The organism is Streptomyces bungoensis (genome assembly GCF_001514215.1).
GTDB classification, from domain to species: domain Bacteria; phylum Actinomycetota; class Actinomycetes; order Streptomycetales; family Streptomycetaceae; genus Streptomyces; species Streptomyces bungoensis.
On record NZ_KQ948852.1, the window covers coordinates 611,381 to 635,499 of the forward strand.

20 protein-coding genes are annotated in these 24,119 nt (G+C 74.8%); 12 read left to right on the forward strand and 8 right to left on the reverse strand.

Features of this window, described 5'->3' with window-relative positions; genetic code table 11:
* Window positions 1-154 precede the first annotated feature (154 nt).
* From pdxR to AQJ66_RS06995, 3 genes are all read left to right on the forward strand, one after another.
* Window positions 155-1,585, forward strand: a complete 1,431-nt coding sequence (gene pdxR, locus AQJ66_RS06985; RefSeq protein WP_061918085.1) for a MocR-like pyridoxine biosynthesis transcription factor PdxR — start codon at window positions 155-157, stop codon at window positions 1,583-1,585.
* 116 nt (window positions 1,586-1,701) lie between these two features.
* Window positions 1,702-3,288: an alkaline phosphatase D family protein gene (locus AQJ66_RS06990; protein WP_061918087.1), complete on the forward strand. Its 1,587-nt coding sequence runs from the start codon at window positions 1,702-1,704 to the stop codon at window positions 3,286-3,288.
* A gap of 210 nt (window positions 3,289-3,498) precedes the next feature.
* Entirely contained in the window at window positions 3,499-4,926 is a 1,428-nt protein-coding gene (locus AQJ66_RS06995) for a GNAT family N-acetyltransferase (protein ID WP_061918089.1), read from the forward strand.
* A gap of 76 nt (window positions 4,927-5,002) precedes the next feature.
* Here AQJ66_RS06995 and AQJ66_RS07000 read toward each other — a convergent pair whose 3' ends face one another.
* Window positions 5,003-6,202, reverse strand: a complete 1,200-nt coding sequence (locus AQJ66_RS07000; protein ID WP_061918091.1) for a trans-sulfuration enzyme family protein — start codon at window positions 6,200-6,202, stop codon at window positions 5,003-5,005.
* Window positions 6,203-6,262: 60 nt separating this feature from the next.
* Here AQJ66_RS07000 and AQJ66_RS07005 point away from each other — a divergent pair, with 60 nt between their 5' ends.
* From AQJ66_RS07005 to AQJ66_RS07025, 5 genes are all read left to right on the forward strand, one after another.
* A complete protein-coding gene (locus tag AQJ66_RS07005) occupies window positions 6,263-6,754 on the forward strand; it encodes an Lrp/AsnC family transcriptional regulator (protein ID WP_061918093.1) in 492 nt (163 codons plus the stop codon).
* A 33-nt stretch (window positions 6,755-6,787) separates the two neighbouring features.
* Window positions 6,788-8,479 carry a DUF885 domain-containing protein gene (locus tag AQJ66_RS07010; protein WP_061918095.1) on the forward strand — a complete coding sequence of 564 codons (1,692 nt, stop codon included), beginning with the start codon at window positions 6,788-6,790 and terminating at the stop codon, window positions 8,477-8,479.
* Between the two features lie 1,235 nt (window positions 8,480-9,714).
* The gene (locus tag AQJ66_RS07015; protein ID WP_061918097.1) at window positions 9,715-9,960 is read left to right on the forward strand and encodes a ferredoxin; all 246 of its coding nucleotides are present in this window, start codon (window positions 9,715-9,717) and stop codon (window positions 9,958-9,960) included.
* A complete protein-coding gene (locus tag AQJ66_RS07020) occupies window positions 9,950-11,341 on the forward strand; it encodes an NAD(P)/FAD-dependent oxidoreductase (RefSeq protein WP_061918099.1) in 1,392 nt (463 codons plus the stop codon). Before AQJ66_RS07015 ends, AQJ66_RS07020 begins: the two co-directional genes overlap by 11 nt.
* A 68-nt stretch (window positions 11,342-11,409) precedes the next feature.
* On the forward strand, window positions 11,410-12,648 hold the full coding sequence (locus tag AQJ66_RS07025; protein ID WP_061918101.1) for a cytochrome P450: 1,239 nt from the start codon (window positions 11,410-11,412) through the stop codon (window positions 12,646-12,648).
* Window positions 12,649-12,660: 12 nt separating this feature from the next.
* On the opposite strand, the gene AQJ66_RS07030 is transcribed toward AQJ66_RS07025, so the two are convergent.
* Window positions 12,661-13,176 (reverse strand): immunity 21 family protein, encoded by a 516-nt coding sequence (locus tag AQJ66_RS07030; RefSeq protein WP_061918103.1) that lies wholly within the window; start codon window positions 13,174-13,176, stop codon window positions 12,661-12,663.
* 139 nt (window positions 13,177-13,315) lie between these two features.
* On the opposite strand from AQJ66_RS07030, the gene AQJ66_RS07035 reads away from it, so the two are divergent.
* Window positions 13,316-13,762 carry an Lrp/AsnC family transcriptional regulator gene (locus AQJ66_RS07035; protein WP_061918105.1) on the forward strand — a complete coding sequence of 149 codons (447 nt, stop codon included), beginning with the start codon at window positions 13,316-13,318 and terminating at the stop codon, window positions 13,760-13,762.
* Between the two features lie 7 nt (window positions 13,763-13,769).
* On the opposite strand, the gene AQJ66_RS07040 is transcribed toward AQJ66_RS07035, so the two are convergent.
* The 5 genes from AQJ66_RS07040 to AQJ66_RS07060 form a co-directional block, all read right to left on the reverse strand.
* Complete coding sequence (locus tag AQJ66_RS07040; RefSeq protein WP_061918107.1) at window positions 13,770-16,760, reverse strand: AAA family ATPase; 2,991 nt, start codon at window positions 16,758-16,760, stop codon at window positions 13,770-13,772.
* On the reverse strand, window positions 16,757-17,920 hold the full coding sequence (locus tag AQJ66_RS07045) for an exonuclease SbcCD subunit D (protein WP_061918109.1): 1,164 nt from the start codon (window positions 17,918-17,920) through the stop codon (window positions 16,757-16,759). Before AQJ66_RS07045 ends, AQJ66_RS07040 begins: the two co-directional genes overlap by 4 nt.
* Window positions 17,921-18,049: 129 nt before the next feature.
* On the reverse strand, window positions 18,050-18,676 hold the full coding sequence (locus AQJ66_RS07050) for a YigZ family protein (RefSeq protein WP_061918111.1): 627 nt from the start codon (window positions 18,674-18,676) through the stop codon (window positions 18,050-18,052).
* 35 nt (window positions 18,677-18,711) lie between these two features.
* The gene (locus AQJ66_RS07055; RefSeq protein WP_061918113.1) at window positions 18,712-19,296 is read right to left on the reverse strand and encodes a SixA phosphatase family protein; all 585 of its coding nucleotides are present in this window, start codon (window positions 19,294-19,296) and stop codon (window positions 18,712-18,714) included.
* The gene (locus tag AQJ66_RS07060; RefSeq protein ID WP_061918363.1) at window positions 19,293-20,030 is read right to left on the reverse strand and encodes a hypothetical protein; all 738 of its coding nucleotides are present in this window, start codon (window positions 20,028-20,030) and stop codon (window positions 19,293-19,295) included. The genes AQJ66_RS07055 and AQJ66_RS07060 overlap by 4 nt, the downstream gene beginning before the upstream one ends.
* A gap of 144 nt (window positions 20,031-20,174) precedes the next feature.
* Between AQJ66_RS07060 and AQJ66_RS07065 the strand changes: the two genes are divergently transcribed.
* Entirely contained in the window at window positions 20,175-20,594 is a 420-nt protein-coding gene (locus AQJ66_RS07065) for a CoA-binding protein (protein WP_061918116.1), read from the forward strand.
* Between the two features lie 202 nt (window positions 20,595-20,796).
* Complete coding sequence (locus tag AQJ66_RS07070; RefSeq protein WP_061918118.1) at window positions 20,797-22,434, forward strand: APC family permease; 1,638 nt, start codon at window positions 20,797-20,799, stop codon at window positions 22,432-22,434.
* 64 nt (window positions 22,435-22,498) lie between these two features.
* Here AQJ66_RS07070 and AQJ66_RS07075 read toward each other — a convergent pair whose 3' ends face one another.
* A complete protein-coding gene (locus tag AQJ66_RS07075; RefSeq protein WP_061918120.1) occupies window positions 22,499-22,873 on the reverse strand; it encodes an ArsR/SmtB family transcription factor in 375 nt (124 codons plus the stop codon).
* Between the two features lie 58 nt (window positions 22,874-22,931).
* On the opposite strand from AQJ66_RS07075, the gene AQJ66_RS07080 reads away from it, so the two are divergent.
* Window positions 22,932-23,978, forward strand: a complete 1,047-nt coding sequence (locus AQJ66_RS07080) for a cation diffusion facilitator family transporter (protein ID WP_061918122.1) — start codon at window positions 22,932-22,934, stop codon at window positions 23,976-23,978.
* Window positions 23,979-24,119 lie beyond the last annotated feature (141 nt).

Sequence of the window (24,119 nt, forward strand, 5' to 3'; positions counted from 1 at the left end):
GGAGCCGTGTCAACGGCTCCGGCCGTGGCTGAGGCTGTGGTCGTGGCTGAGGCTGTGGTCGTGGCTGAGGCTGTGGTCGTGGCTGAGGCTGTGGTCGTGGCGTTCATGACGGCGACGGTAGGAAGGCGAGCGGTCCGGTTTAAGGTCCACTTCCATGACGTCATCGGGGACCACTCGGGGCTCGCTCGCGGGTTCCGCGGCCTGGGAGCTGCTGCTGCCCGCCGCCTCGGCACCGCCGCGCACCCGGGGCCGCGCCCTGCAGGAGGCGTTGCGCGCGGCGATCCGCGCGGGCCGGCTCGCCCCCGGCACCCGCCTGCCGTCCAGCCGGGACCTGTCCGCCGACCTCGGCGTGTCGCGGGGCCTGGTCACGGAGGCGTACGAGCAGCTCACGGCCGAGGGCTACCTGCGCAGCGGCCGGGGCGCGGGGACCTGGGTGGGCGACGCGGTGCGGGCCGCCCGCCCGCGCGCGCGTGACCTCGCTCCCCGCTCCCCCGGCACCCGCGCCGACTTCGTCCCCGGGACACCGGACCTGTCGCTGTTCCCGCGGGCGGCCTGGGCCGCCGTGCACCGCACGGTGCTGGCCGAGGCGCCGCACCACGAGCTCGGCTACCCGGACCCGCGCGGGCTGCCCCGGCTGCGCACGGCGCTCGCGGGGCTGCTCGCCCGCCGCCGGGGAGTGGTCGCCGACCCCGAGCGGCTGGTGGTCGTCTCCGGTGTCGCCCAGGCGACCGCGCTGCTCGGTTCCGTGCTCCACGCGCGCGGGATGCGCACCATCGGCGTGGAGGAACCGGGCAGCCCGCAGCACGGCACCCTGTACGCGGCGGCCGGCCTCGCCGCCGTACCGCTGCCGCTGGACGGGGACGGCCTGGCGCTCGGCCCGCTGTGCGACTCGGGCGTGCGGGCCGTCATGACGACGCCGGCGCACCAGTACCCGACCGGCATCGCGTACTCCGCGCGGCGGCGCACCGAACTCCTGGACTGGGCGCGGGCGGTGGACGGCCTGGTCCTGGAGGACGACTACGACGGGGACTTCCGCTACGACCGCGCGCCGGTGGGCGCCCTGCAGGGCCTGGACCCCGAGCGCGTCGCCTACCTGGGCTCGGTCAGCAAGTCGCTGGCGCCGGGGCTGCGGCTGGGCTGGCTGCTGGTGCCCGGCGCCCTGGCGGAGGAGGTCGTCGAGCGCAAGCGGACCATGGACCTCGGCCATCCCTCCCTCGACCAGGCGGTGTTCGCCCGGTACGTGGAGCGCGGCGACTACGACCGGCAGCTGCGCCGCTGCCAGCGCGCCTACCGGGAGCGGCGCGACGCCCTGGTGGCCGCGCTGGCCGGGCACTTCCCCGGGGCGCGGGTGTCGGGGATCGCGGCGGGGCTGCACGCCATCGCGGAACTTCCCGAACGGTACGGCCCGGAGGAGGACTTGCCGGAGCGGCTCGCGGCCGCGGGGGTGGCGGTACGCTCGCTCGGGGCCTGCACGCACACGCGTACCGGTGACGGCCGGGTGCGTCTGGTGCTCGGGTACGCGCACCTGTCTCCGGCCCGCATCCGCGCGGGCGTGGGGCTGATGGCCGAGGCGCTCGGGAGGTGACCGGGCGGGCCGGGCGCGCGGGGCCCGTTGTTCACCCGCGGTTCGCGTGCGCGCCGCGGCGCACCAGTAGGTGTGGCTCTGCACACCGGCCGGATCCCGTCCCTGGAGGCGCAGCCATGTCCCACCGTCCGTTCCCGGGCCGCCGCAGCGTTCTGCGCGGCTCCGTCGCCGCGTCGGCGGCCCTGACCCTGCCCGCGGGCGTCGGCGAGGCGCCGGCGTTCGCCCTGTCCGGGCGCCCCGAGGCGCAGTGGGGCGTGCAGACGGGCGACGTGGGCACCGACTCCGGGCTGGTCTGGGTGCGTGCGGACCGCCCGGCCCGGATGATCGTGGAGACCTCGGCCACCGAGTCGTTCCGCGACCCGCGCCGGTGGCAGGGTCCGCTGCTCGGCGCCGGCACGGACTTCACCGGCACCACCCGGCTGCACGGCCTGCCCGCGGGTGAGCAGATCCACTACCGCGTGCTGCTCGCCGACCCCGACGACCCGCGCCGCACCGGCGAGCCGGTGACCGGCACCTTCCGCACCGTCTCCCGGCGCCGCCGGGACGGGGTGCGGTTCCTGTGGTCGGGCGACCTGGCCGGACAGGGCTGGGGCATCAACCCCGACCGCGGCGGCTACCGGATCTACGACGCGATGGCGAAGCTGGACCCGGACTTCTTCCTGTGCAGCGGCGACAACATCTACGCCGACGGCCCCATCTCCGCCACCCAGGCCCTGCCGGACGGCAGCACCTGGCGCAACGTCACCACCGAGGAGAAGGCGAAGGTCGCGGAGACCCTCGCCGAGTTCCGGGGCAACTTCCGCTACAACCTGCTGGACGCCAACCTGCGGCGGTTCAACGCCCAGGTGCCGTCCATCGTCCAGTGGGACGACCACGAGGTGCGCAACAACTGGTACCCGGGTGAGGTGATCGCCTCCACCGACAGCCGGTACACCGAGAAGAGCATCGACGTCCTGGCGGCGCGCGCCCGGCGGGCGTTCAGCGAGTACTTCCCCGTCTCCACACTCCGCCCGGGCGCCCGGGACGGGCGCGTCCACCGGGTGCTGCGCCAGGGCCCGCTGCTGGACGTGTTCGTCCTGGACATGCGGTCCTACCGCGACGCCAACTCGCCCGACGACCAGACCACGGACCCGCAGGGCATCCTCGGCCGGGAGCAGCTGGAGTGGCTCAAGCGGGAGCTGGCCCGGTCGCGGGCGGTGTGGAAGGTGATCGCCGCGGACATGCCGCTCGGGCTCGTGGTGCCCGACTCGACGGAGAACAAGCCGAACTTCGAGGCGGTCGCGCAGGGCGACCCGGGAGCCCCGCTCGGCCGGGAGCTGCAGATCGCGGAGCTGCTGCGGTTCATCAAGCACCGCCGGATCACCGGCACGGTGTGGCTGACGGCGGACGTGCACCACACCTCGGCCCAGCACTACCAGCCGTCGCGGGCCGCGTTCACCGACTTCGAGCCGTTCTGGGAGTTCGTCTCCGGGCCGCTGAACGCCGGCGCGTTCCCGGCCAGCGCGCTGGACGGCACCTTCGGTCCCGAGCGGGTGTTCGTGAAGGCGCCCACCGCGTCGAACGTCTCGCCCGCCGGCGGCTACCAGTTCTTCGGCGAGGTCGACATCGACGGCGGCAGCGGCGAGCTGACGGTGCGTCTGCGCGAGCAGGACGGCACCGTGCTGTTCACGCGGACGCTGCAGCCGGGCCGGGTCGGCCAGTAGCACCCCGGGGGACCGTCCCGTCCCGTACGCTCGGAACCGTGCCGCGCACCGGCGTCATCCCCCGGTGCGCGGCGCGGTGTTTCGGCCCCGCCGACGGACCCGCCCCACCGCGACAGTAAAGAATGCAACAAAAACGGACGGAAGTACGCTTTTACCCATCGGTCACAATGCGTTCGTGATCACGCAACACCGTTCCTTCACAGTGGATGCATGACTCCAGACATCTCTCACGCGACCCGGACGAAGCACGGACGGCCGGTACACCACTGGCGGCGGGACCTCGTGGAACTCGCCGCGCTGTTCACGGCCGTCGCGGTGGCCGACGCGGTGGCGAACCTGATCGGGCACGGGCCCGGCGGCCCGGCGCTGCTGGTGGTCTCGGCCCTGGTACTGGGCGCCACGGTCGCCTTCCACACCTGGTGGGCCAGGCGCCACGGGCACGCGCCGCCGACCGGTGATACCGGCGCCCGGCCGGCCGGGCCCGCGGAGGACGACGCGACGGCGGACGGCGTGCCGGGGGCGAGCGTGCTGTGGCGGATGCGGACGACGGTGCGGGACGAGCCCGGCTCGCTGGCCGCGCTGTGCACCGCGCTGGCCGGGCAGCGGGTCGACATCCTGAGCCTGCAGACGCACCCGCTGGCCGAGGGCACGGTGGACGAATTCCTGCTGCGGGCGCCCGGGGAGCTGTCCGCGTCCGAGATCACCCGGGCGGTGTCGCTGGCCGGCGGCGCGTCCACGTGGATCGAGCGGGCCGACGCCCACGACCTGGTGGACGCTCCCACCCGGGTGCTCGGCCTGGCGGTGCGCACCGCGCTGGACGCGGCGGAACTGCCGCTGGCACTGCGGCAGTTGCTCGGCCGGTGCACGATCCGGTCGCTGCCCGCCACCCCGGCCGGCCCGGGCCGCGACCCGGAGGGGCTGCCGGTCGAGGGGGTCCTGGAGGACACGGTCATGCGGCTTCGGGCGCCGGAGGGCGGAGTGATCACCGTGGAGCGGCCGTACCTGCCGTTCACGCCGGCCGAGTTCGCGCGGGCCAGGGCGCTGGTGGAGCTGGACAGCCGGCTCGGCCCGCGCATCCCGGAGGGCCGCGACGTCCTGACCCTGCCCGAGGGCAACGACATCACCGTGCGGCGCGTGGACACCGGTGACCTCCCGGCGGCCCGGGCGATGCACGAGCGGTGCTCGCCGCGCACCCTCGCGCTGCGCTACCACGGCCCGGTCGGGGACGCGGACCGCTATCTGAACCACCTGCTCAGCCCGCGCTACGGGCGGACCCTGGCCGCCCAGACCGCCTCCGGCCGCGTCGTCGGCCTCGGGCACCTGCTCTGGGACGGTGACGAGACCGAGGTCGCGCTGCTGGTCGAGGACGACTGGCAGCGGCGCGGCATCGGCGCCGAACTGCTCGGCCGGCTGGTGGGGATGGCGGCGGAGGCGGGCTGCGAGAGCGTGTACGCCGTGACCCGGTCCTCCAACACCGGCATGGTCGCCGCGATGCGCAACCTCGGGCTGCCGCTGGATTACCAGATCGAGGAGGGCACCCTGGTCATCACGGCCCGCCTCGACACCGCCCCGTCCGCCGCCCGGCCGCCGCACGGGACCGGCGAGGCGCGGCTCGACCGGGCGGCCCGCCGCGACTGACTCCCCCCGCAGGCACCCGCGGGCGGCCCGGCGTTCCGGCCGGGCCGCCCGCGTCGCGGATCCGCGCGGCGTGCGGTCAGCGCACCGCCTCGCGCAGCGGCACCGCCTTCGGCGCGTACTCTCCGAGGGCCTGGTCGAGGTCCGCCCACAGGTCGTCGACGTCCTCCAGGCCCACCGACATCCGCAGCAGGCGGTCGCTCACCCCGGCGCCGCGCCGGTCGTCGGCGTCGACGATGCGGTGGCTGATCGACGCGGGATGCTGGATGAGCGTGTCCACGCTGCCCAGGCTCACCGCCGGGGTGACCAGCCGGACGCGGGAGATCACCTCGTGCGGGTCGCCGTGCACCTCGAAGGCGACCATCGCGCCGCCCAGCTTCGGATAGTGGACACGGGCCACCCGCGGGTCGGCGGCGAGCCGCCCGGCCAGCTCGGCGGCGGTCGCGGAGGCGGCCCGTACCCGCACCGGCAGTGTGGACAGGCCCCTGAGCAGCAGATAGCCGGCCAGCGGGTGCAGCACACCCCCGGTGGCGAAACGAATCTGCCGCAGCCGTCCCGCGAACTCCTCGTCGCAGGCCACCACACCGGCCAGGACGTCGCCGTGCCCGCCGAGGTACTTGGTGGCGCTGTGCAGGACCAGCCGCGCGCCGTGTTCGGCCGGGCGCTGCAGGACGGGCGTGGCGAACGTGTTGTCGGCGAGCAGCGGGACCGAGCCGCAGGCGTGGGCGACGGCCCGCAGGTCGACCTCGGCGAGGGTGGGGTTGGCCGGGGACTCGACCATCACCAGGCCGGTGTCCGGGCGCAGCGCGTCGGTGATGCCGGCCGGGTCCGTCCAGGTGACCTCGGTGCCGAGCAGCCCGGCGGTCAGCAGGTGGTCGCTGCAGCCGTACAGCGGGCGGACCGCGACCACGTGGCGCAGGCCCATGGCCGACCGGGCGAGGAGGACGGCGCTGAGGGCCGCCATGCCGCTGGCGAAGGCGACGGCGGACTCGGTGCCCTCCAGCCGGGCGAGGGCGGTCTCGAAGCGGGCGACGGTCGGGTTGCCGAGCCGGCCGTAGACCGGCGGGCCGACCGGGTCGGCGCCGTCGGCGGCGAAGGCGTCGATGCGGGCGGCCTCGGCGCGGCTGTCGTGGGAGGGGTAGGTGGTCGACAGGTCGATCGGCGGGGCGTGCAGGCCCTGGCGGGCGAGGTCGTCGCGGCCGGCGTGCACGGCCTCGGTGGCCAGCGCTCTCGATGGGGTGCGTACGCCGTCGTAGGCACCGGTGCGGCTTGAGTCCATGGGCGGAAGGGTGAACACCGGACGGGTCGGTGCGCCAGGATCCCGTGTTACGTTCGGCGCATGGCCGAATCTCTCGTACTGGATCCGGTGGACCTTCATCTGCTGCGGCTGTTGCAGAACGACGCCCGGACGACCTACCGGGACCTCGCCGCGCAGGTGGGGGTGGCACCGTCCACCTGCCTGGACCGGGTGACCCGGCTGCGCCGCTCGGGCGTGATCCTCGGCCATCAGCTGCGCCTCGACCCCGCCAAGCTCGGCCGCGGCCTGGAAGCGCTGCTGTCGGTGCAGGTCAGGCCGCATCGGCGGGAGCTGGTGGGGCCGTTCGTGGAGCGGATCCGCGCGCTGCCGGAGTCGCGGACGGTGTTCCACCTGACCGGTCCGGACGACTACCTGGTGCACGTGGCCGTGGCGGACATGGCCGATCTGCAGCGGCTGGTCCTGGACGAGTTCACCGCCCATCGGGAGGTGGCCCGGGTGGAGACGCGGCTGATCTTCCAGCAGTGGGAGTGCGGGCCGCTTCTGCCCCCGGCTGAATCCGGGAGGCATGGGTGACGCGGGCACGGTCCGCGTATGAGGATGGGCGGCATGTCCGACATCCAGATCTCGCTGCCCCGTCAGGTCGCCGACGCATACGTCGACGACCTCATCGCCCTCGACCCGGTCACCGGCACCTACCTCGGTGTCAGGGAGAGTTCGAGCAGGCTGCCCGACTACTCGCCCGCCGGCCAGGAGGCCCTGGCGGACCTGGCGCGGGTCACTCTCGGGAAGCTCGACGAGGCGGAGCGGCAGCCCGGCGCGGACAGTGACGTGGAGCGCCGCTGCGGGCGGCTGCTGCGCGAGCGGCTGACCGCCGAACTGGCCGTGCACGAGGCCGACGAGCACCTGCGCGCGGTCGGCAACATGAGCACGCCCGGGCACTCCGTGCGGGAGATCTTCACCGTGACGCCCGCGCAGACCGAGGAGGACTGGGCGGCCATCGCCGAGCGGCTGCGCGCGGTGCCGGCCGCCGTCGCGGGCTACCGGGAGTCCCTCGCGCTGGGCCTGGACCGGAAGCTGTACGCGGCGCCCCGGCCGACCGCCACGTACATCGAGCAGCTCACCGAGTGGACGGACACCGACGGCAAGGGGCGCGGCTGGTACGAGGACTTCGCCTCCGCCGGGCCCGACGCGCTGCGCGCGGAGCTGGACGAGGCGGCCCGCACGGCGACCGCCGCGCTGGTGGAGCTGCGGGACTGGCTGCGGGACGTGTACGCGCCGGCCGTCGAGGGCGCGCCGAACACGGTGGGCCGCGAACGGTACGCCCGCTGGGCGCGCTACTTCAACGGCACCGACCTGGACCTGGACGAGGCGTACGCGTACGGCTGGTCGGAGTTCCACCGCATCCTCGGGGAGATGAGGCAGGAGGCGGAGAAGATCCTGCCCGGCGCCGAGACGCCGTGGGTGGCGCTCGCGCACCTGGACGAGCACGGCCGGCACATCGAGGGCGTCGACGAGGTCCGCGGGTGGCTGCAGGGCCTGATGGACCGGGCCATCGCGGACCTGGACGGCACGCACTTCGAACTCGCCGAGCGGGTGCGGAAGGTGGAGTCGTGCATCGCCCCGCCCGGCGGTGCCGCCGCCCCGTACTACACCGCTCCGTCGGAGGACTTCTCGCGCCCGGGCCGGACCTGGCTGCCGACCATGGGGCTGACCCGGTTCCCGGTGTACGACCTGGTGTCGACCTGGTACCACGAGGGCGTGCCCGGGCACCATCTGCAGCTCGCCCAGTGGGCGCACGTGGCCGCGGACCTGTCCCGCTACCAGGCCACGGTCGGCGGGGTCAGCGCCAACGCGGAGGGGTGGGCGCTGTACGCGGAGCGGCTGATGGACGAGCTGGGCTACCTGACGGACCCGGAGGAGCGGCTCGGCTACCTGGACGCGCAGATGATGCGGGCGGCCCGGGTGATCGTCGACATCGGCATGCACCTGGAGCTGGAGATCCCGGCGGACTCGCCGTTCCACCCGGGTGAGCGCTGGACGCCCGAACTGGCGCAGGAGTTCTTCGGTTCGCACAGCAGCCGTCCGGCGGACTTCGTGGAGAGCGAGCTGACCCGGTACCTGACGATCCCGGGTCAGGCGATCGGCTACAAGCTCGGCGAGCGGGCCTGGCTGCGGGGCCGCGAGAACGCGCGCAGGCGGCACGGCGCCGCGTTCGACCTGAAGGCCTGGCACATGGCGGCCCTCTCGCAGGGTTCGCTGGGCCTGGACGACCTGGAGGACGAACTGTCCCGGCTGTGAGCTGCCCGGGCTGTCCATACCGGTGAGTGATCCGGGAGTTGACAAGCTCATGCGAGTCGGCGCCGGACCGGGTCCACGGTGTTCACCGCGGTCCCGTGTCCGGCGACGGCGGTCGACGGCGGGCGGCTGCGGCGCTCGGGCGATCTGCCCCGGCAGGCCGCTCGCGATGTCCCACCCCGGAGTGATCACCACTGTGCGCCCGCCGTCGCTGCCCGGCGGCGGGCCGGCGGTGGACGGAAGCGGGAGGCCGGGTCGCGAACCGGCGCCCGGTCCCGGGCGGCACCGGGCGGTGAGCCGCCGCCGGGGCGCCCCGTGACACCTCCGTGCGATGCGCGGGCTCTATGCGATGCGCGGGTTCCGTGCGGTGCGCGGGCTCTATGCGGTGCGCGGGCTCCCTGTGATGCGCGGGCTCCATCCGGTCCGCGGGCTACTTGCCATGCGCGAGCTCCCTGCGATGCGCGCGGGTTCCGTGCGATGCAGGGCCCCGCCCGATGCGCGGGCTCCCTGCTATGCACGCGGGCTCCCCTGCGATGCAGGGCCCCGCCCGATCCGCGGGCTCCCTCCGGTCCGCGGGCTACTTGCCATGCGCGAGCTCCCTGCAATGCACGCGGGCTCCCCTGCGATGCAGAGCCCCGCCCGATCCGCGGGCTCCATCCGATCCGCGGGCTACTTGCCATGCGCGAGCTCCCTGCAATGCACGCGGGCTCCCCTGCGATGCAGAGCCCGGCCCGATCCGCGGGCTCCATCCGATCCGCGGGCCACTTGCCATGCGCGAGCTCCCTGCAATGCACGCGGGCTCCCCTGCGATGCAGGGCCCCGCCCGATCCGCGGGCTCCATCCGATCCGCGGGCCACTTGCCATGCGCGAGCTCCCTGCAATGCACGCGGGCTCCCCTGCGATGCAGAGCCCCGCCCGATCCGCGGGCTCCATCCGATCCGCGGGCTACTTGCCATGCGCGAGCTCCCTGCAAGGCACGCGGGCTCCCCTGCGATGCAGGGCCCCGCCCGATGCGCGGGCTCCGTCCGAGGGCCGGGCGCCGTCCGAGGGCCGGGCGCCGTCCGATGCGCGGCCCGCGGCGCGCCGCCGTGCGGCGGTCACCCGGACGGCTTCTCCGGCGCGCGGTGACCCCGCCGGGGCTTCCATGCTGGCGAGCGGGACATGACCGCCGTCCGGAGGCGCCGCACGCGACGGGTGGTGCGCCACCGGACCTGGCCACCGGAAGGGGCGCCGCGTCGATGAGGCTCGTCGTCGATCTCAACAAGTGTCAGGGGTACGCGCAGTGCGCGTTCCTCGCGCCCGACGTCTTCGCCCTGCACGGCGAGGAGGCGCTGCTGTACGACCCGCGGGCCGCGGAGGAACAGCGGGAGCGGCTGGCACGTGCCGTCGCAGCCTGCCCGGTGCAGGCGATCACGGCCGACGGACTGGACGGCGCCGGCGGCGCGACGGCTGAGGCCGGGCAGGGGGAATCCGGTGGTCGCTGACTACCTCGAACGGCTCCGGCGCGAGGGGCGGATCGTGATCGTGGGGGCCTCGCTGGCCGGCCTGCGCGCCGCCGAGACCCTGCGCGCGGAGGGCTTCGCCGGGTCGCTCACCCTGATCGGCGACGAGCCGTACGAGCCGTACGACCGGCCCCCGCTGTCGAAGGCGGTCCTGCTGGGCAGGGCCTCCGCGCGCCACACCGAACTCCCCCACCGCCGGGAGATCGACGCGAAGTGGCGGCTGGGCGTCGCCGCGACGGGCCTGGACCTGACCGCCAAACGGGTCCGGCTGGCCGACGGGGACGAGGTGGAGTACGACCGGCTGCTCATCGCGACCGGGGTCCGCGCCCGGCCCTGGCCGAAGGAGGAGGAGGCCCGGCTGGACGGCGTCTGCGTGCTGCGCACCCGGGACGACGCGGCCCGGCTGTACCAGCGGCTGAGGTCGGGGCCGCGCCGGGTGGTCGTCATCGGCGCCGGGTTCGCCGGGTCGGAGGTCGCCTCGGCCTGCCGGGAGAAGGGGATCCCCGTCACCGTGGCGGAGCGTGCGGGCGCCCCGCTGGTGGGCGCGCTCGGCGGGGCGATCGGCGCGGTCGCCGCCGACCTGCAGCTCGAGAACGGGGTGGACCTGCGCACCCGTGTCACGGTGACCGCGCTGGAGGGCGACGCGATCGGCAGGGTGCGGGCGGTCCACCTGTCCGACGAGAGCGTCGTCGAGGCGGACGTGGTCGTCGTCTCGCTGGGGTCGCAGCGCAACACCGAGTGGCTGACCGGGTCGGGGCTGGGCGCCGGGCCCCGCGGGGTCGCCTGCGACGCGGGCTGCCGGGCCTTCGACTTCCGGGGCATCGTCACCGACGACGTCTTCGTCGCTGGGGATGTGGCGCGGTCCCCGCACGCGCTGTTCGGCTACCAGTTCCTGTCGCTGGAGCACTGGGGCAACGCCGTCGCCCAGGCGGAGACGGCCGCGCACAACATGATCTGTCACGGCGCCGACCGGCGGCCGCACCTGTGGATGCCCGCGTTCTGGTCGTCGCAGTTCGGCGTGAACATCAAGTCGGTCGGCGTGCCCCCGATGGGCGAGCAGCTGATGATCACTCAGGGGTCGCTGGCGGAGCGCCGGTTCGTCGGGGTCTACGGCCACCAGGGCCGGACGGTGGCGGCGGTGACCTTCGACAACGCCCGCTGGCTGGAGTTCTACCAGCGTCAGATCGAGCAGGGCGCCCCGTTCCCGGTGGAGTTCCCCACGGTGGACCGCCGTCCCGAGGGCCGGCAGCCCGTCCCGGCGGACTTCCCCGACCCCTCCCTGCCGACCCACGGCCCCACGGTGACCCTCAGCGGCTACTCGCCGGCCGACCGCCAGCTGGTCTTCACCCCGGCCCGGCACTGAACTCCTGCCGGCACCGACCTGCCGCCCGCACCGACCTCCGCCCGGCCCCGACGCTCCAAGGACCTGTCATGACGACGCAAGCCTCGCTGGTGCGCCAGATCACCGACTTCGCCCATCGTGCCGACCCGTACCCGCTGTACGAGGAGCTCCGCAGGACGCCGGTGCTGCACGAGGAGGAGGGCGGTCCGTACGTCATCAGCTCGTACTACGACATCGAGGCCCTGCTGCACGACCCGCGGATCAGCTCCGACGCCGCCAACCTGGCCGCCGCCGGGGCCGACGAGCTGTCCCAGGCGGAGAACACCGGGCTGCCGCCCTCGTTCATCCGGCTCGACCCGCCGGCGCACGACCGGCTGCGGCGCATCGCCAACAGCGCCTTCGGGCCGCCGCACACCCCGCGCCGGGTGGACGACATGCGCGGCGAGCTGGCCGCGATCGTCACCGGCCTGATCGACGGTTTCGGGGACGCGCGCCGGATCGACCTGGTCGACCGGTTCGCCTACCCCTTCCCGGTGACCGTGATCTGCCGGCTGCTCGGCGTGCCCCGCGAGGACGAGCCGCGCTTCCGGGCCTGGGTCGACCCGCTGGTCGCCAGCCTGGACCCCGAGACGCGCGAGGAGGCGGGCGCCGACTTCGCCAAGTCCGCGCAGGAGGCCCGCACCCAGCTGGGCATGTACCTGGCCGGGCTGGTCGAGCAGCGCACCCGGGAGCCGCGCGGCGACCTGCTGTCCGACCTGGTGCACAGCCGCGGCCCGGACGGTGCCATGACGATGATGGAGGTGCTGAGCACCGCGGTGCTGCTGCTGATCGCCGGGCACGAGACGACGGTCAACCTCATCGCCAACGGCATGCTCACCCTGCTGCGCCACCCGGAGATCCTGCGGCGGCTGCGGGAGGACCCGCGCCTGGCGGTCAACGTCGTGGAGGAGCTGCTGCGGTACGAGCCTCCGGTGCAGATGGTGCCGCAGCGCACCTGCATCGCCGACATCGAGGTGCGGGGCGTCACGATCCCCAAGGGCTCGCGGATCTGGCTGGTCCTCGCCGCGGGCAACCGGGACCCGGAGCGCTTCCCCGACCCCGGGCGCTTCGACCCGGACCGCGGGGACATCCAGCACCTCGGCTTCGGCAGCGGCATCCACAGCTGCTTCGGCGCTCCGCTTGCCCGGCTGGAGGCGCAGATCGCGCTGGCGGAGCTGGCCCGGCGGCTCGACAACCCACGGCTGGTCCAGGACCCGCCGCCGTACCGGCGCAACGCGGTGCTGCGCGGCCCGCGCCACCTGGAGATCGCCTTCGACGGCCTGCGCTGACCGCCCGGCGGCTCAGTGCGCGAGGCGCCGGAGCTGGACCAGGCCGAACCAGGTCTCCGGGGCGGGCTGGGCGTAGGCGGCGCGCACGGTGTACCGGCCGGCGTCGAGGGGGATGCGCAGGTGCTCCTGGTGTCCCGCCTCGCCGCCCGGCCAGGCGGAGTCGAACAGCACCACGGGTCCCGGCACGCGCCAGTGGACCTCGTGCTCCCACACGGCCGCCTCGAGCGCGGCGGGGACCTGGGCCAGCAGTTCGCCCTCGGAGTGGCCGGCGGACCAGCGGACGAAGGTCGCGTGCTCGGGCAGGTAGGCGGTGGAGGCGGGTTCGTCGCCGAGGACGAGGGCGGCGCTGTCGCCCACGGGGAGCAGGCCGACGTACCCGTCGACCTCGCACGCGCGGTCGTAGTCCGTGTCGAGTTCCTCGCTGTCGGCGCCCGCCCAGAACGGCAGCACCGTCTCCGGCACGGCTATGAGGGGGCCACCGCCCGACTCCACCCACTCCAGCGCGCCTGGTTCCGCGTATCGAGCCATGGGCAGAACCTACACGCACGCCACGCGGCCCGCCGGGGGCCCTGCCGGGTCCCTCCCCCGGGCCGTCTCCGGACGACTGGACCCGCGATCCCCGGCCCCCGTCTTGCCCGGCCGCGGGATCCCCTGCTATCCATCGCGCATGACCGTGTATTCCCCGGACAGCACCGACTGGCACATCCTGGACGTCCTGCAGCGCGACGGCCGGGTGAGCTACGCCGAGCTGGCCCGGGCCGTCTCCATGTCCCCGAGCGCGGTCACCGAGCGGGTGCGCCGCCTGGAGGAGGCCGGTGTCATCCGGGGGTACGCGGCGGTCGTCGACCCCGAGCGCCTGGGCCTGGCGATCCTCGCGTTCGTGCGCCTGCGGTACCCGAACGGCAACTACAAGCCGTTCCACGACCTGGTGGCGGCGACCCCGGAGATCCTCGAGGCCCACCACGTGACCGGGGACGACTGCTTCGTCATCAAGGTCGCCGCGCGGTCGATGCCGCATCTGGAGGAGATCTCGGGCCGGATCGGCGCGCTGGGCTCGGTCACCACGAGCGTGGTGTACTCCTCACCCCTGCCGCGCCGGCCACTCGGCCGCTGACCAGGCGTCACACGCCGCGCTGCCGCAGCGCGGAGCCCGATCTGCCCTTCAGGACCTCCAGTTGCGCGTGGATGCGGCGGCGCAGGTCGGGGACGTGGCTGACGATGCCCACGCTGCGGTCGTGTTCGCGCAGGGAGTCGAGGACGTCGAGGACCTCGTCCAGGGTCTGGTCGTCGAGGCTGCCGAAGCCCTCGTCGATGAAGAGGGTGTCCAGCCGGACACCGCCCGCCTCGTCGGTGACGACGTCGGCGAGGCCGAGGGCGAGGGCGAGGGAGGCGAAGAAGGTCTCGCCGCCGGAGAGGCTGGCGGTGTCCCGCTCGCGGCCGGTCCAGGCGTCGACGACGTGGAGGCCGAGGCCGCTGCGGCCGCGCCCGGTGCGGTCGTCGGAGTGGACCAGGGTGTAGCGGCCGGAGGACATCCGCCGCAGGCGTACGGTCGCGGCGGCGGCGACCTGCTCCAGACGGGCCGCGAGGACGTAGGACTCCAGGCGCATGCGGCGTTCGTTCTCGGCGGAGGTGCCCGCGGCGAGGGCGGCGAGGCGGGCCACCCGGTCGTACTCCTCGCGCAGCGGGCCGAGCCGGCGCACGGCGTCGGTGGCGCGGGCGGAGAGGCGGTCCAGTTCGGTGCAGCAGCGGGCCGCGGCGTCGCGCGCGGAGGCGGCCTCCCGCAGCCGCCGTTCGGCATCGGCCGCGGTCCGCTGCGCCGCCGCGAGGTCGGCGGGGGGCTGCTGGGCGGCGGCCGCGGCGTCGGTCTCGGCCAGCATGGCGCGGACGGCCGCCTCCTCGGACTGCCAGGCGTCCAGGCGGCGTTGGAGCTCGCGGTGGGCCGTGTCGTCGAGGAGGGCGGCGGCCGCGTCCCGGGGGGTGTCGAAGCCCGCGCGGTAGGCGGCGTCGGCGAGGCGGGCATCGGCGTCCTTGAGCCGCTGGGCGGCGTCCTCGGCGGCGCGGGCGGCGTCGGCGGCGTCGGTGAGCAGGGCGGCCCGCCGCTCCAGCTGGGCGGCGCGGGCGGCCACACTGGCGGCGGTTCCGCGCGCCCGTGCCAGCTCCTCCTCCAGAGTGGCCCGTTCGCGGTCCAGGGTGTCGCGCCGGGTGACGCGGGAGGCGGTGCGGACGGCGGCCTGCTGGCGGGCGTCCAGCCGCTGCTCGCGTTCCCGTTCGGCCTTGCGCAGCTCCTCGTGCGCGGCGTGCAGGGCGGACGCGGCGCGGCGGGCGCGCGCGTACTCCTGCTCCAGTGCCTCTGCTTCGGACGCGAGTTGGGCGGTGGGTATGTCGCCGGCCTCGGCGGTGGCGGCGGCCAGGGCCTCGCGGAGGTCGCCGAGGCGCCGCTCGTCCCCGGTGTGCTCCTCCTCGGCGCTGCGGGAGGCGGCCAGGGCCTGTTCCTCGGCGGCGCGGCCGACGTGCCCGGCGTCCTTGCGGGCGGGCGCGGGGTGTTCGGTGGCTCCGCAGACGGCGCAGGGCTCGCCGTCGGTCAGGTGCGCGGCCAGTTCGGCGGCGATGCCGTTCAGGCGCCGCTCCTTGAGGTCCAGCCAGTGGGCGCGGGCGTCGAGGGCGCGCTGCCCGGAGGCGAGCGCCCGGCGGCGGGCGGCCTCGAGGTCCGCGGCGAGGGCGTCGCGGGTGCGTGCCGCGGTGAGGCGCCGCTGGGCGGGCTCGCGCCGGACGGCGAGCTGCTCGGCGCGGGTGGCGGCCTCCTGGGCGGACTCGATGCGGGACTGCAGCGCCGTGCGCAGGCCGTCCCACTCGGCGAGCCAGGTGTCGGCCTCGCGCAACGCCTCCTCGTCGGCGCGCTCCTGCCGGTCCAGCCCGGCCCGCTCCTCGACCAGGGCGGTGAGGCGTGCCTCCGCGCGGCGGGCCGCCTCCAGGCCGCCCAGTTCCTCGGCGGCGCGGCGGGCGGCGGCCGCGAGGCCGGCCGGGCCGTCGCCGGCGCGGGAGCCGGGGAGCGCGGCACGCGCGCGTGCCTCGGCCCCGGCGGCCGCGAGGTGCTCGGCCTCGGCGGCCTCCCGCAGCTCGAGCGCGGGCGCCACCGCCTCCGCCTTGCGGGCCCGCCGCATGCGCTCCTCGTCCTCGCGGTGGGCGCCGGACCGCTCCTGGAGGCGCTCGGCCCGCTGCCGGGCCTCGGCGAACCGGCCCTGCAGCCGGGCGAGTTCGCGCACGTCCTCCAGGGCGCGCCGGGCGGCGGCGTGGGCGGACTCGGCGCCGGCCAGGCGGCAGTGGGCGAGGGCGAGGCGTTCGCGGGCGGTGCTGCGGGCGACGGCGGCGGCGCCGAGCACGGCCTCGGCGAGGCCCGGTTCGCCGGGGGCCAGCTCGGGCAGCTCCATGGCGTCGCCCGCCTCCTGCTGCATCCGGTGCGCGTCGGCGAGGAGCGCGGCGTCGCCCTCCCGTACCCGCGCCTCGGTCGCGCGCCGGCGTTCGGCGAGCCGTTTCTCCGCGTCGGCGAAGCGCTGCGTGTCGAAGAGGCGGCCCAGCAGCCGGCCGCGGGCCTCGGCGTCGGCGCGCAGGAAGCGGGCGAAGTCGCCCTGGGGCAGCAGGACGACCTGGCAGAACTGCTCGCGGCTCATGCCGAGGAGCTGGGTGATCTCCTCACCGATCTCCTGGTGGGAGCGGCTGAGGTCCTTCCAGGCGCCGGCCGGGGCGTCGTACTCGCGCAGCCAGGTCTGGGCCTTGTCGACGGTCGTGCCCGCGCCGCGCAGCTTGCGACGTTCCCACGGCGGCTGCCGGGTGAGCTCCAGCCGGCGTCCGGCGACCGTCAGTTCCAGCCGGACCTCGGTACGGGTGCCCGGTTCGGCGTGGTCGCTGCGCAGGTTCATGCCCTGGCCGCTCTGCCGGGCGCCGGGCACGGAGCCGTAGAGCGCGTAGCAGACGGCGTCCAGGACGGAGGTCTTGCCGGCGCCGGTCGGGCCGTGCAGCAGGAAGAGCCCGGCGGCGGACAGGGCGTCGAAGTCGACGCTCTGGGTGCCGCCGAAGGGCCCGAAGGCGGTGATGTCGAGCCGGTGCAGCCTCATCGCGCGACCTCCAGGACGGCGGCGTCGGCGCGCACCGCGTCGAAGGCGTCGCGGAGCACGGCCGCCTCCCGTTCGTCGGGCCCGGCCCCGCGGACGTGGGCGACGAAGTCCTCGGCGATCTGCTGGTCGCTGCGGCCCGCGAGCCGCCGGGCGTAGGAGACCTCGGGGTCGTCCGGGGCCCGCTCGGGCGCGAAGACGAGGCTGAGCGTGTGCGGGAAGCGCTCGGTGAGCCGGGCCATGGGGTCGGCCGGGCGGACCGCGTCGGTGAGGGTGGCCTCCACCCAGGCGTCCGTGTGGCGGGCCAGCGCCGGGTCGGCGAGCAGGTCCTCCAGGGTGCCCCGGATGCGGGCCAGCGGGCGCGGCGCCGGGCAGTCGAGGCGCTCGGCGCTGACGGCGCCGCCGGCGTCCAGGTCGACGAGCCACATGCTCTTGCGCTGGTCGGCCTCGGAGAAGGAGTAGGCGAGCGGGGAGCCCGAGTAACGCACGCGCTCGGTGAGGGTCTGGCAGCCGTGCAGGTGGCCGAGCGCCACGTAGTCGACGCCGTCGAAGACACCCGCGGGTACGGCGGCCACGCCGCCGACGGTGATGTCCCGCTCGCTGTCGCTGGCCCGGCCGCCGGTGACGAAGGCGTGGGCGAGGACGACGGACCGGGTGCCGGGCGCGCGCGTGGCGAGGTCGGCGCGGACCCGGTCCATGGCGGCCGCCAGCACGGCCTCGTGACCCGCCCGGTCGACGCCGAACTCGTCCTTGACCAGCGCCGGTTCGAGATAGGGCAGCCCGTAGAAGGCCACGTCCCCGTGGGCGTCCGCCAGCACCACCGGGGTGCCAGCCGCGGACGGCTCGGTGCGCAGGTGGATGCCCGCGCGGTCGATGAGCCCGGCGCCGACGCCGAGGCGGCGGGCGGAGTCGTGGTTGCCGGAGATCATCACCGTCGGCACGCCGAGGGCGGCGAGGCGGTGCAGGGCGTCGTCGAACAGCTCGACCGCGGCGAGCGGGGGCACCGCCCGGTCGTACACGTCCCCCGACACGACCACCGCGTCCACCGCGCGCTCGCGCACGGTGGCGACCAGGTGACCGATGAAGCCGGCCTGGGCCCCGAGCATGTTCACCCGGTGGAAGGACCGGCCCAGGTGCCAGTCGGACGTGTGCAGGATGCGCATGATCCCCGAGACTAACGGCCGGGTCTGACATCACGGGCGGTTACTCCCGTATCAGCCCGTCATCCCCCGCCCCCCACGGGAACGTTATGCCCGATTAGATACAAATACCGCTTTTTGCAAGGGTGTGTGTCATGCGTCTCCGTACGCCTCCCCGCCCAGTTCGAAGCCCGCCGTGCCGGCCGTCGCGTCCGCCAGCCACGCGCGGAAGGCGTCCACGTCCGCGTCCGGCAGCGCGATCCCGAGGGTGACGGCCTCGCCGTAGCGGGCGTCGCGCACCTCGCGTCCGGTGGCCCTGAGGTCGTTCTGCAGCTTGCCCGCGCGCTGGTGGTCGACGGTCACCGTGGCCAGCCGGAAGCGGCGCCGGGTGCGGGTGCCGAGCACGTCGAGGGCCTCGCCGACCGCTCCGCCGTAGGCGCGGATGAGCCCGCCGGCGCCGAGCTTGACGCCGCCGTAGTAGCGGGTGACGACGGCGACGACGTACCGCATGTCACGGCGCAGCAGCATCTGGAGCATGGGGACGCCGGCGGTGCCGCCCGGTTCGCCGTCGTCGCTGGCCTTCTGGACGGAGGCGTCGGCGCCGATGACGTACGCCCAGCAGTTGTGCGTGGCGTCGGCGTGCTCCTTGCGCACGGCCGCGATGAACCGCTGGGCCTCCTGCTCGGTGGCGGCGGGGGCGAGCGCGCACAGGAAGCGGGAGCGGTTGATCTCGGTCTCGTGCACGCCCGCGCGGGCGACGGTGCGGTACTCGTCCTGCATCCCGCCAGCCTATGCGGCGCGCCGGACCGCCCTCGCTACCCCTTCCTCCCGCCCTTCTTCCCCTTCCTCTCCTTCTTCCGGTCCTTCTCGCCGCGCGGCACGGTGAACGACGTCAGCAGGGCCGTGCCCGGGCCGAGGGCCTGCCAGCCGGTGCCGCGCCAGGCCAGGACGGCGATCGCGGAGGTCGGGAACTTCGCGCGCGCCTGGTCGAGCGAGTCGTCGAGGCCGTCCCCGGCCAGCGCCAGGACCAGTTCCTGCACCCCCGGGTTGTGCCCGACCAGCAGCAGCGTCTCCACAGCGCGCGGGGTTTCGCGCACCACTTCGAGCAACTCGGGTGCGGCGGCCGCGTACAGCCGCCGGTCGTACCGCACCGGGGGCGGGGTGCCCCACTCGGCGGAGGTCAGTTCCCAGGTGCGGCGGGCGCGGGTGGCGGTGGAGCACAGGGCGAGGTCCGGCAGGCAGTCGGCCTCGGCGAGGGCCCGGCCGGCGGCCGGGGCGTCCCGCAGGCCGCGCGGCGCGAGCGGGCGGCGGTGGTCCGCCACGCCCTCCGGCCAGGCGGACTTGGCATGCCGCAGGACCACCAGCCGCCGCAGCGGGCCGGCGCCCGCCCGCTCGATCACGACAGGCTCCCGATGTCGCGCGTGAGGTCCAGGGCGAGCAACCGGTCGGCGTGCGCGCAGGTCTCGAAGCGGGCGCCGTCCGGCAGGTCCGGGGCGCTCTCCACGTCGCGCAGCACGCGGAGCACGGCGGGCAGGTCGAGGTCGTCCTCCCAGGCGGCCCGCAGCCGCGCCCGCACGTGGTCGGGCACCGGCCGCGAGGGGTGCCGCGCCCAGCCGGCCACGGCCCGGCGCCAGTGGGCGAGCCGGCGTCCGGCCTCGTCCAGCACGCCGGCGTCGAGCCGCACCGGCTCGCTCCGCGGGACGGAGAGCAGCGCGAGGCGCAGGGCGGTGGGAGAGGAGAGGAGGGCCGCGAGCGGCGGCCGGCCCCCGGGCCAGAGCACGGGAGCCACCGTCAGCAGCGTCCCCGCCCCGGGCGCCCGGTCGCCCTCCGCCAGGACGTGGACCGCCTGGGCCTCCCCCAGGCCCGTCGCCAGATCGCGGCCGTCCTCGAAGGGGCGGATGGCGAGGGTGGTCGCGGCGCTGCGGAGTTCGGCCTGGTCACGGGGTGCGCTGAGGGTCGCCCAGACGGGGGTGCCGCCGATCTCCAGGGCGCGGACGAGGAGGTCGGCGGTGAGCAGGACACGCAGGGCCGTCGGGTCGAGGCCCGAGGCGTGGGCCTCGATGCGGGTCAGGCCGCGCCGGGCGGGCGCGGCGGCGACGGGCTCACCGGTTCGGGCGTCGAGGATGCGCAGCACGGCCCGAGCGTAGGCGTGCGGGCGGCCGTACGCGGGCACCTTGCGCCGATTCCGGGCGCTGTGGCGGGGTACCGGCGCGGGAATCAGCCCCTGACGGGCGCTGTTGCCCGGACGAATCTTCCCCGCGGCCTTGAGGAGGCGCGTGTGTACGGCGACGAAGCGACGGTCCGCAAAATCCTGACGGAACTGGGCGACACCTGGGCGGTGGTCGGCCTGTCCGCGAACCGCGGCCGGGCCGCGTACGGGGTGGCGCAGGTCCTGCAGCGGTTCGGCAAGCGGATCGTGCCGGTGCACCCCAAGGCGGAGACGGTGCACGGCGAGCAGGGGTACGCCTCGCTCGCGGACATCCCGTTCGAGGTGGACGTGGTCGACGTGTTCGTCAACAGCGAGCTGGCCGGTGCGGTCGCCGGCGAGGCGGTGGCGAAGGGGGCGAAGGCGGTCTGGTTCCAGCTGGGCGTGGTGGACGAGGCGGCCTTCGAACGGACCCGGGCGGCGGGTCTGGACATGGTCATGGACCGCTGCCCGGCAATCGAAATTCCCCGTCTGCCGCGACCCACGCCATGACCTGTCTCACTGTCTTCTCACAATTCTCCGCTGAATATTGACATTCGACCCGTGGTCTGACCTGTGACAAGGCTCTCCCCAAGACGGGCAAGATCCCGGGTCAAATTTTGGCAACCGCTCTTCTGTCGGCACGGAAAGACTTCCTAACCTGTGGCGTCCTTGCTCGTTAATCCTGCGTTTACGATCTGAGAGGCCACTTGACATGGTGAAAGTCGACCATGCGGCGCCGGCTGCCACGAAAGCCCCGGGCGGCCTGCGCCGGGACGTGGGGCTGATCGGACTGATGTGGGCCTCGGTGGGCTCCATCATCGGGTCCGGTTGGCTCTTCGGCGCCGAGAAGGCGGTCGTGGTGGCCGGTCCCGCGGCGATCATCTCGTGGGTGATCGGCGCGGTGGCCATCGTGCTGCTGGCGCTGGTGCACGCCGAACTCGGCGGCATGTTCCCGGTGGCGGGCGGCACCGCCCGCTACCCGCACTACGCGTTCGGCGGCCTGGCCGGCATGTCGTTCGGCTGGTTCTCCTGGCTCCAGGCGGCGACCGTGGCCCCGATCGAGGTCGAGGCCATGATCGGGTACGCCAAGCACTGGAAGTGGGCCGACGGCCTGCAGCACGCCGACGGCACGCTTTCCACCAGCGGTTTCATCACCGCGGTCGTCCTGATGGCGATCTTCGTCGCCGTCAACTTCTTCGGTGTCCGCGCCCTCGCGCACACCAACAGCGCCGCCACCTGGTGGAAGATCGCGGTCCCCCTCGCGGCGATCTTCATCATCGCGATCGGCAACTTCCACCCGGGCAACTTCACCTCCGAGGGCTTCGCTCCGTTCGGCGCCAAGGGCGTGCTCGGCGCGATCAGCTCCAGCGGCATCATCTTCGCCCTGCTCGGCTTCGAGCAGGCGATCCAGCTGGCCGGCGAGAGCCGCGACCCGAAGCGGGACCTGCCGCGCGCCACCCTCGGCTCGGTCGCGATCGGCGCCGTGATCTACATCCTGCTGCAGGTCGTGTTCATCGTCGCGCTGCCGCACAGCTCCTTCGCGCACGGCTGGGCGAAGCTGGACTTCCCCGGCATCAGCGGCCCCTGGGCGGGCCTGGCCACCGTGGTCGGCCTCGGCTGGCTGGGCTTCGTGCTCTACCTCGACGCGATCATCTCCCCCGGCGGCACCGGCCTGATCTACACCACCGCCACCTCCCGCGTCTCCTACGGCCTCGCGAAGAACGGCTACGCGCCGAAGCTGTTCGCCAAGACGGACAGCCGGGGCGTGCCGTGGTTCGGTCTGATCATCGCGTTCGTCACCGGCGTGATCTGCTTCCTGCCGTTCCCGAGCTGGCAGGAGCTGGTGGGCTTCATCACCTCGGCCAGCGTCCTGATGTACGCGGGCGCGCCGCTGGCGTACGGCGTCTTCAGCGACCGTCTGCCGCACATGGAGCGTCCGTACCGGCTGCCCGCCGGCAAGATCGTCGCGCCGCTGTCGTTCGTGGTCGCCGACCTGATCATCTACTGGTCCGGCTGGGACACCCTGTGGCGCCTCGGCTTCGCGATCCTGCTCGGCTACGTGCTGCTGGGCTCCTACGCCTGGTACGCGATCCGCAAGAACCTGCCGGACGCCCCGCGGCTGGACTTCAAGGCGGCGCAGTGGCTGCCCGGCTACCTGCTGGGCATGGGCGCGATCTCCTGGCTGGGCAGCTTCGGCGGCCGGGGCTACATCGCACTGTGGTGGGACATCCTGGTGGTGGCCGTCTTCTCGCTCGGCATCTACTACTGGGCCAAGGCCACCGCGTCGAAGCCCGAGGCGATCGAGCGCAGCATCGACGAGGTCGTGGTCACGGACGCCCCGGCGCACTGACCGCACCCGGACCCGTGTGTCCCGTCAGCCCGGCGGCAGCCCCGCCGCGGCTGACGGGACACCGTCATGTCCGGGCGTCCGGCGGACTCGTGAGGCGTTCGGCGAGGCGGTGGTCGGCCACCTTCAGCGCCTCGTCGACCAGCCGGCGCAGATGGCCGTCGCGCAGCGCGTAGACCACCCGGCGGCCCTCCTTGCGCGTGGTCACCAGCCCGGCCAGCCGCAGCCGGGCCAGGTGCTGGCTGACGGCGGGCCGGGCGGCGCCGCAGGCCCCGGTGAGCGTGGTGACGTCGGCCTCGCCCGCCGCCAGGACGTGCAGCAGGGTGAGGCGGGTGCGGTCGCCGAGCAGGGCGAGGAGGTCGGCCGCGACGGCGAACTGCTCGTCGCCCGCGGTGCGCTGCTGCTCATGATGCGCAGGTGATAGGTGCATGCGTGCGCTCATACGCACATAATGGCCTCGTGGGCGCCGCACGTCCACTCCCGTACGGAAGGGGATCCCCGTGAGCGACCGGCACACCCATCGGCACCACGAGACGCCGCACGGCCATGCCCACCCCTCCCCCGGCCTGCGCCACCGCCTCGGCCATCTGCTGACCCCGCACTCGCACGAGACCGCGGACAAGCTCGATCCCGCCCTGGAGTCCTCGGCGCGGGGCATGCGGGCGCTGTGGGTCTCGCTGGCGGTGCTCGGCGCGACCGCGCTCGCGCAGGCGGTGGTGGTCGCGCTCTCCGGGTCGGTGGCGCTGCTCGGGGACACGGTGCACAACGCGGCGGACGCGCTGACGGCCGTACCGCTGGGCATCGCCTTCGTCCTCGGCCGGCGCGCGGCCACCCGCCGGTTCACCTACGGCTACGGGCGCGCCGAGGACCTGGCGGGGCTGGTGATCGTGCTGACCATCGCCGCCTCCGCGGCGTTCGCCGCCTGGACGGCGGTCGGCCGGCTCCTCGACCCGCGTCCGGTCGCGCACCTGCCGGCGGTCGCGGTGGCCGCGCTGGTGGGGTTCGCGGGCAACGAGTGGGTCGCCCGGTACCGGATGCGGGTGGGCCGGGAGATCGGCTCGGCCGCGCTGGTCGCCGACGGGCTGCACGCCCGCACGGACGGCTTCGCCTCGCTGGCCGTGCTGCTGGGTGCCGGCGGCTCGGCGCTCGGGTGGCGCCTGGCCGACCCCGTGGTGGGGCTGGCGATCACGGCGGCGATCGCGCTGGTGCTGCGGGACGCGGCGCGGGAGGTGTTCCGGCGGGTGCTGGACGCCGTCGACCCGGCCCTGGTGGACCGGGCCGAGCAGGCGGTGCGCGCGGTGCCGGGGGTGCGGGGCGTGGGCGAGCTGCGGCTGCGGTGGATCGGGCACCGGCTGCGGGCCGAACTGGCGGTGGTGGTGGACGGCGGGGCGACGGTCCGAGAGGCCCACGCGATCGCCGTCGAAGCCGAGCACGCCCTGCTGCACGCCGTGCCGGGGCTCATGGCCGCGCTGGTGCACGCCGATCCCGCGCCGGTGCCGGGCGAGACGGACCCGCACCTGGCACTGGCCCACCACACGGCGGGCTGACCTCCGCGGACGCCCGCACCCCACCCCCAGCCGCCGCCGACCGGGCCGAGCAGGTGGTGCCCGGTGTGTGCGGCGTGGGCGAGCCGCGGTGGATCGGGCTCCCGCTGCGAGCCGAGCCGGCGGTGATCGCCGTCGAAGCCG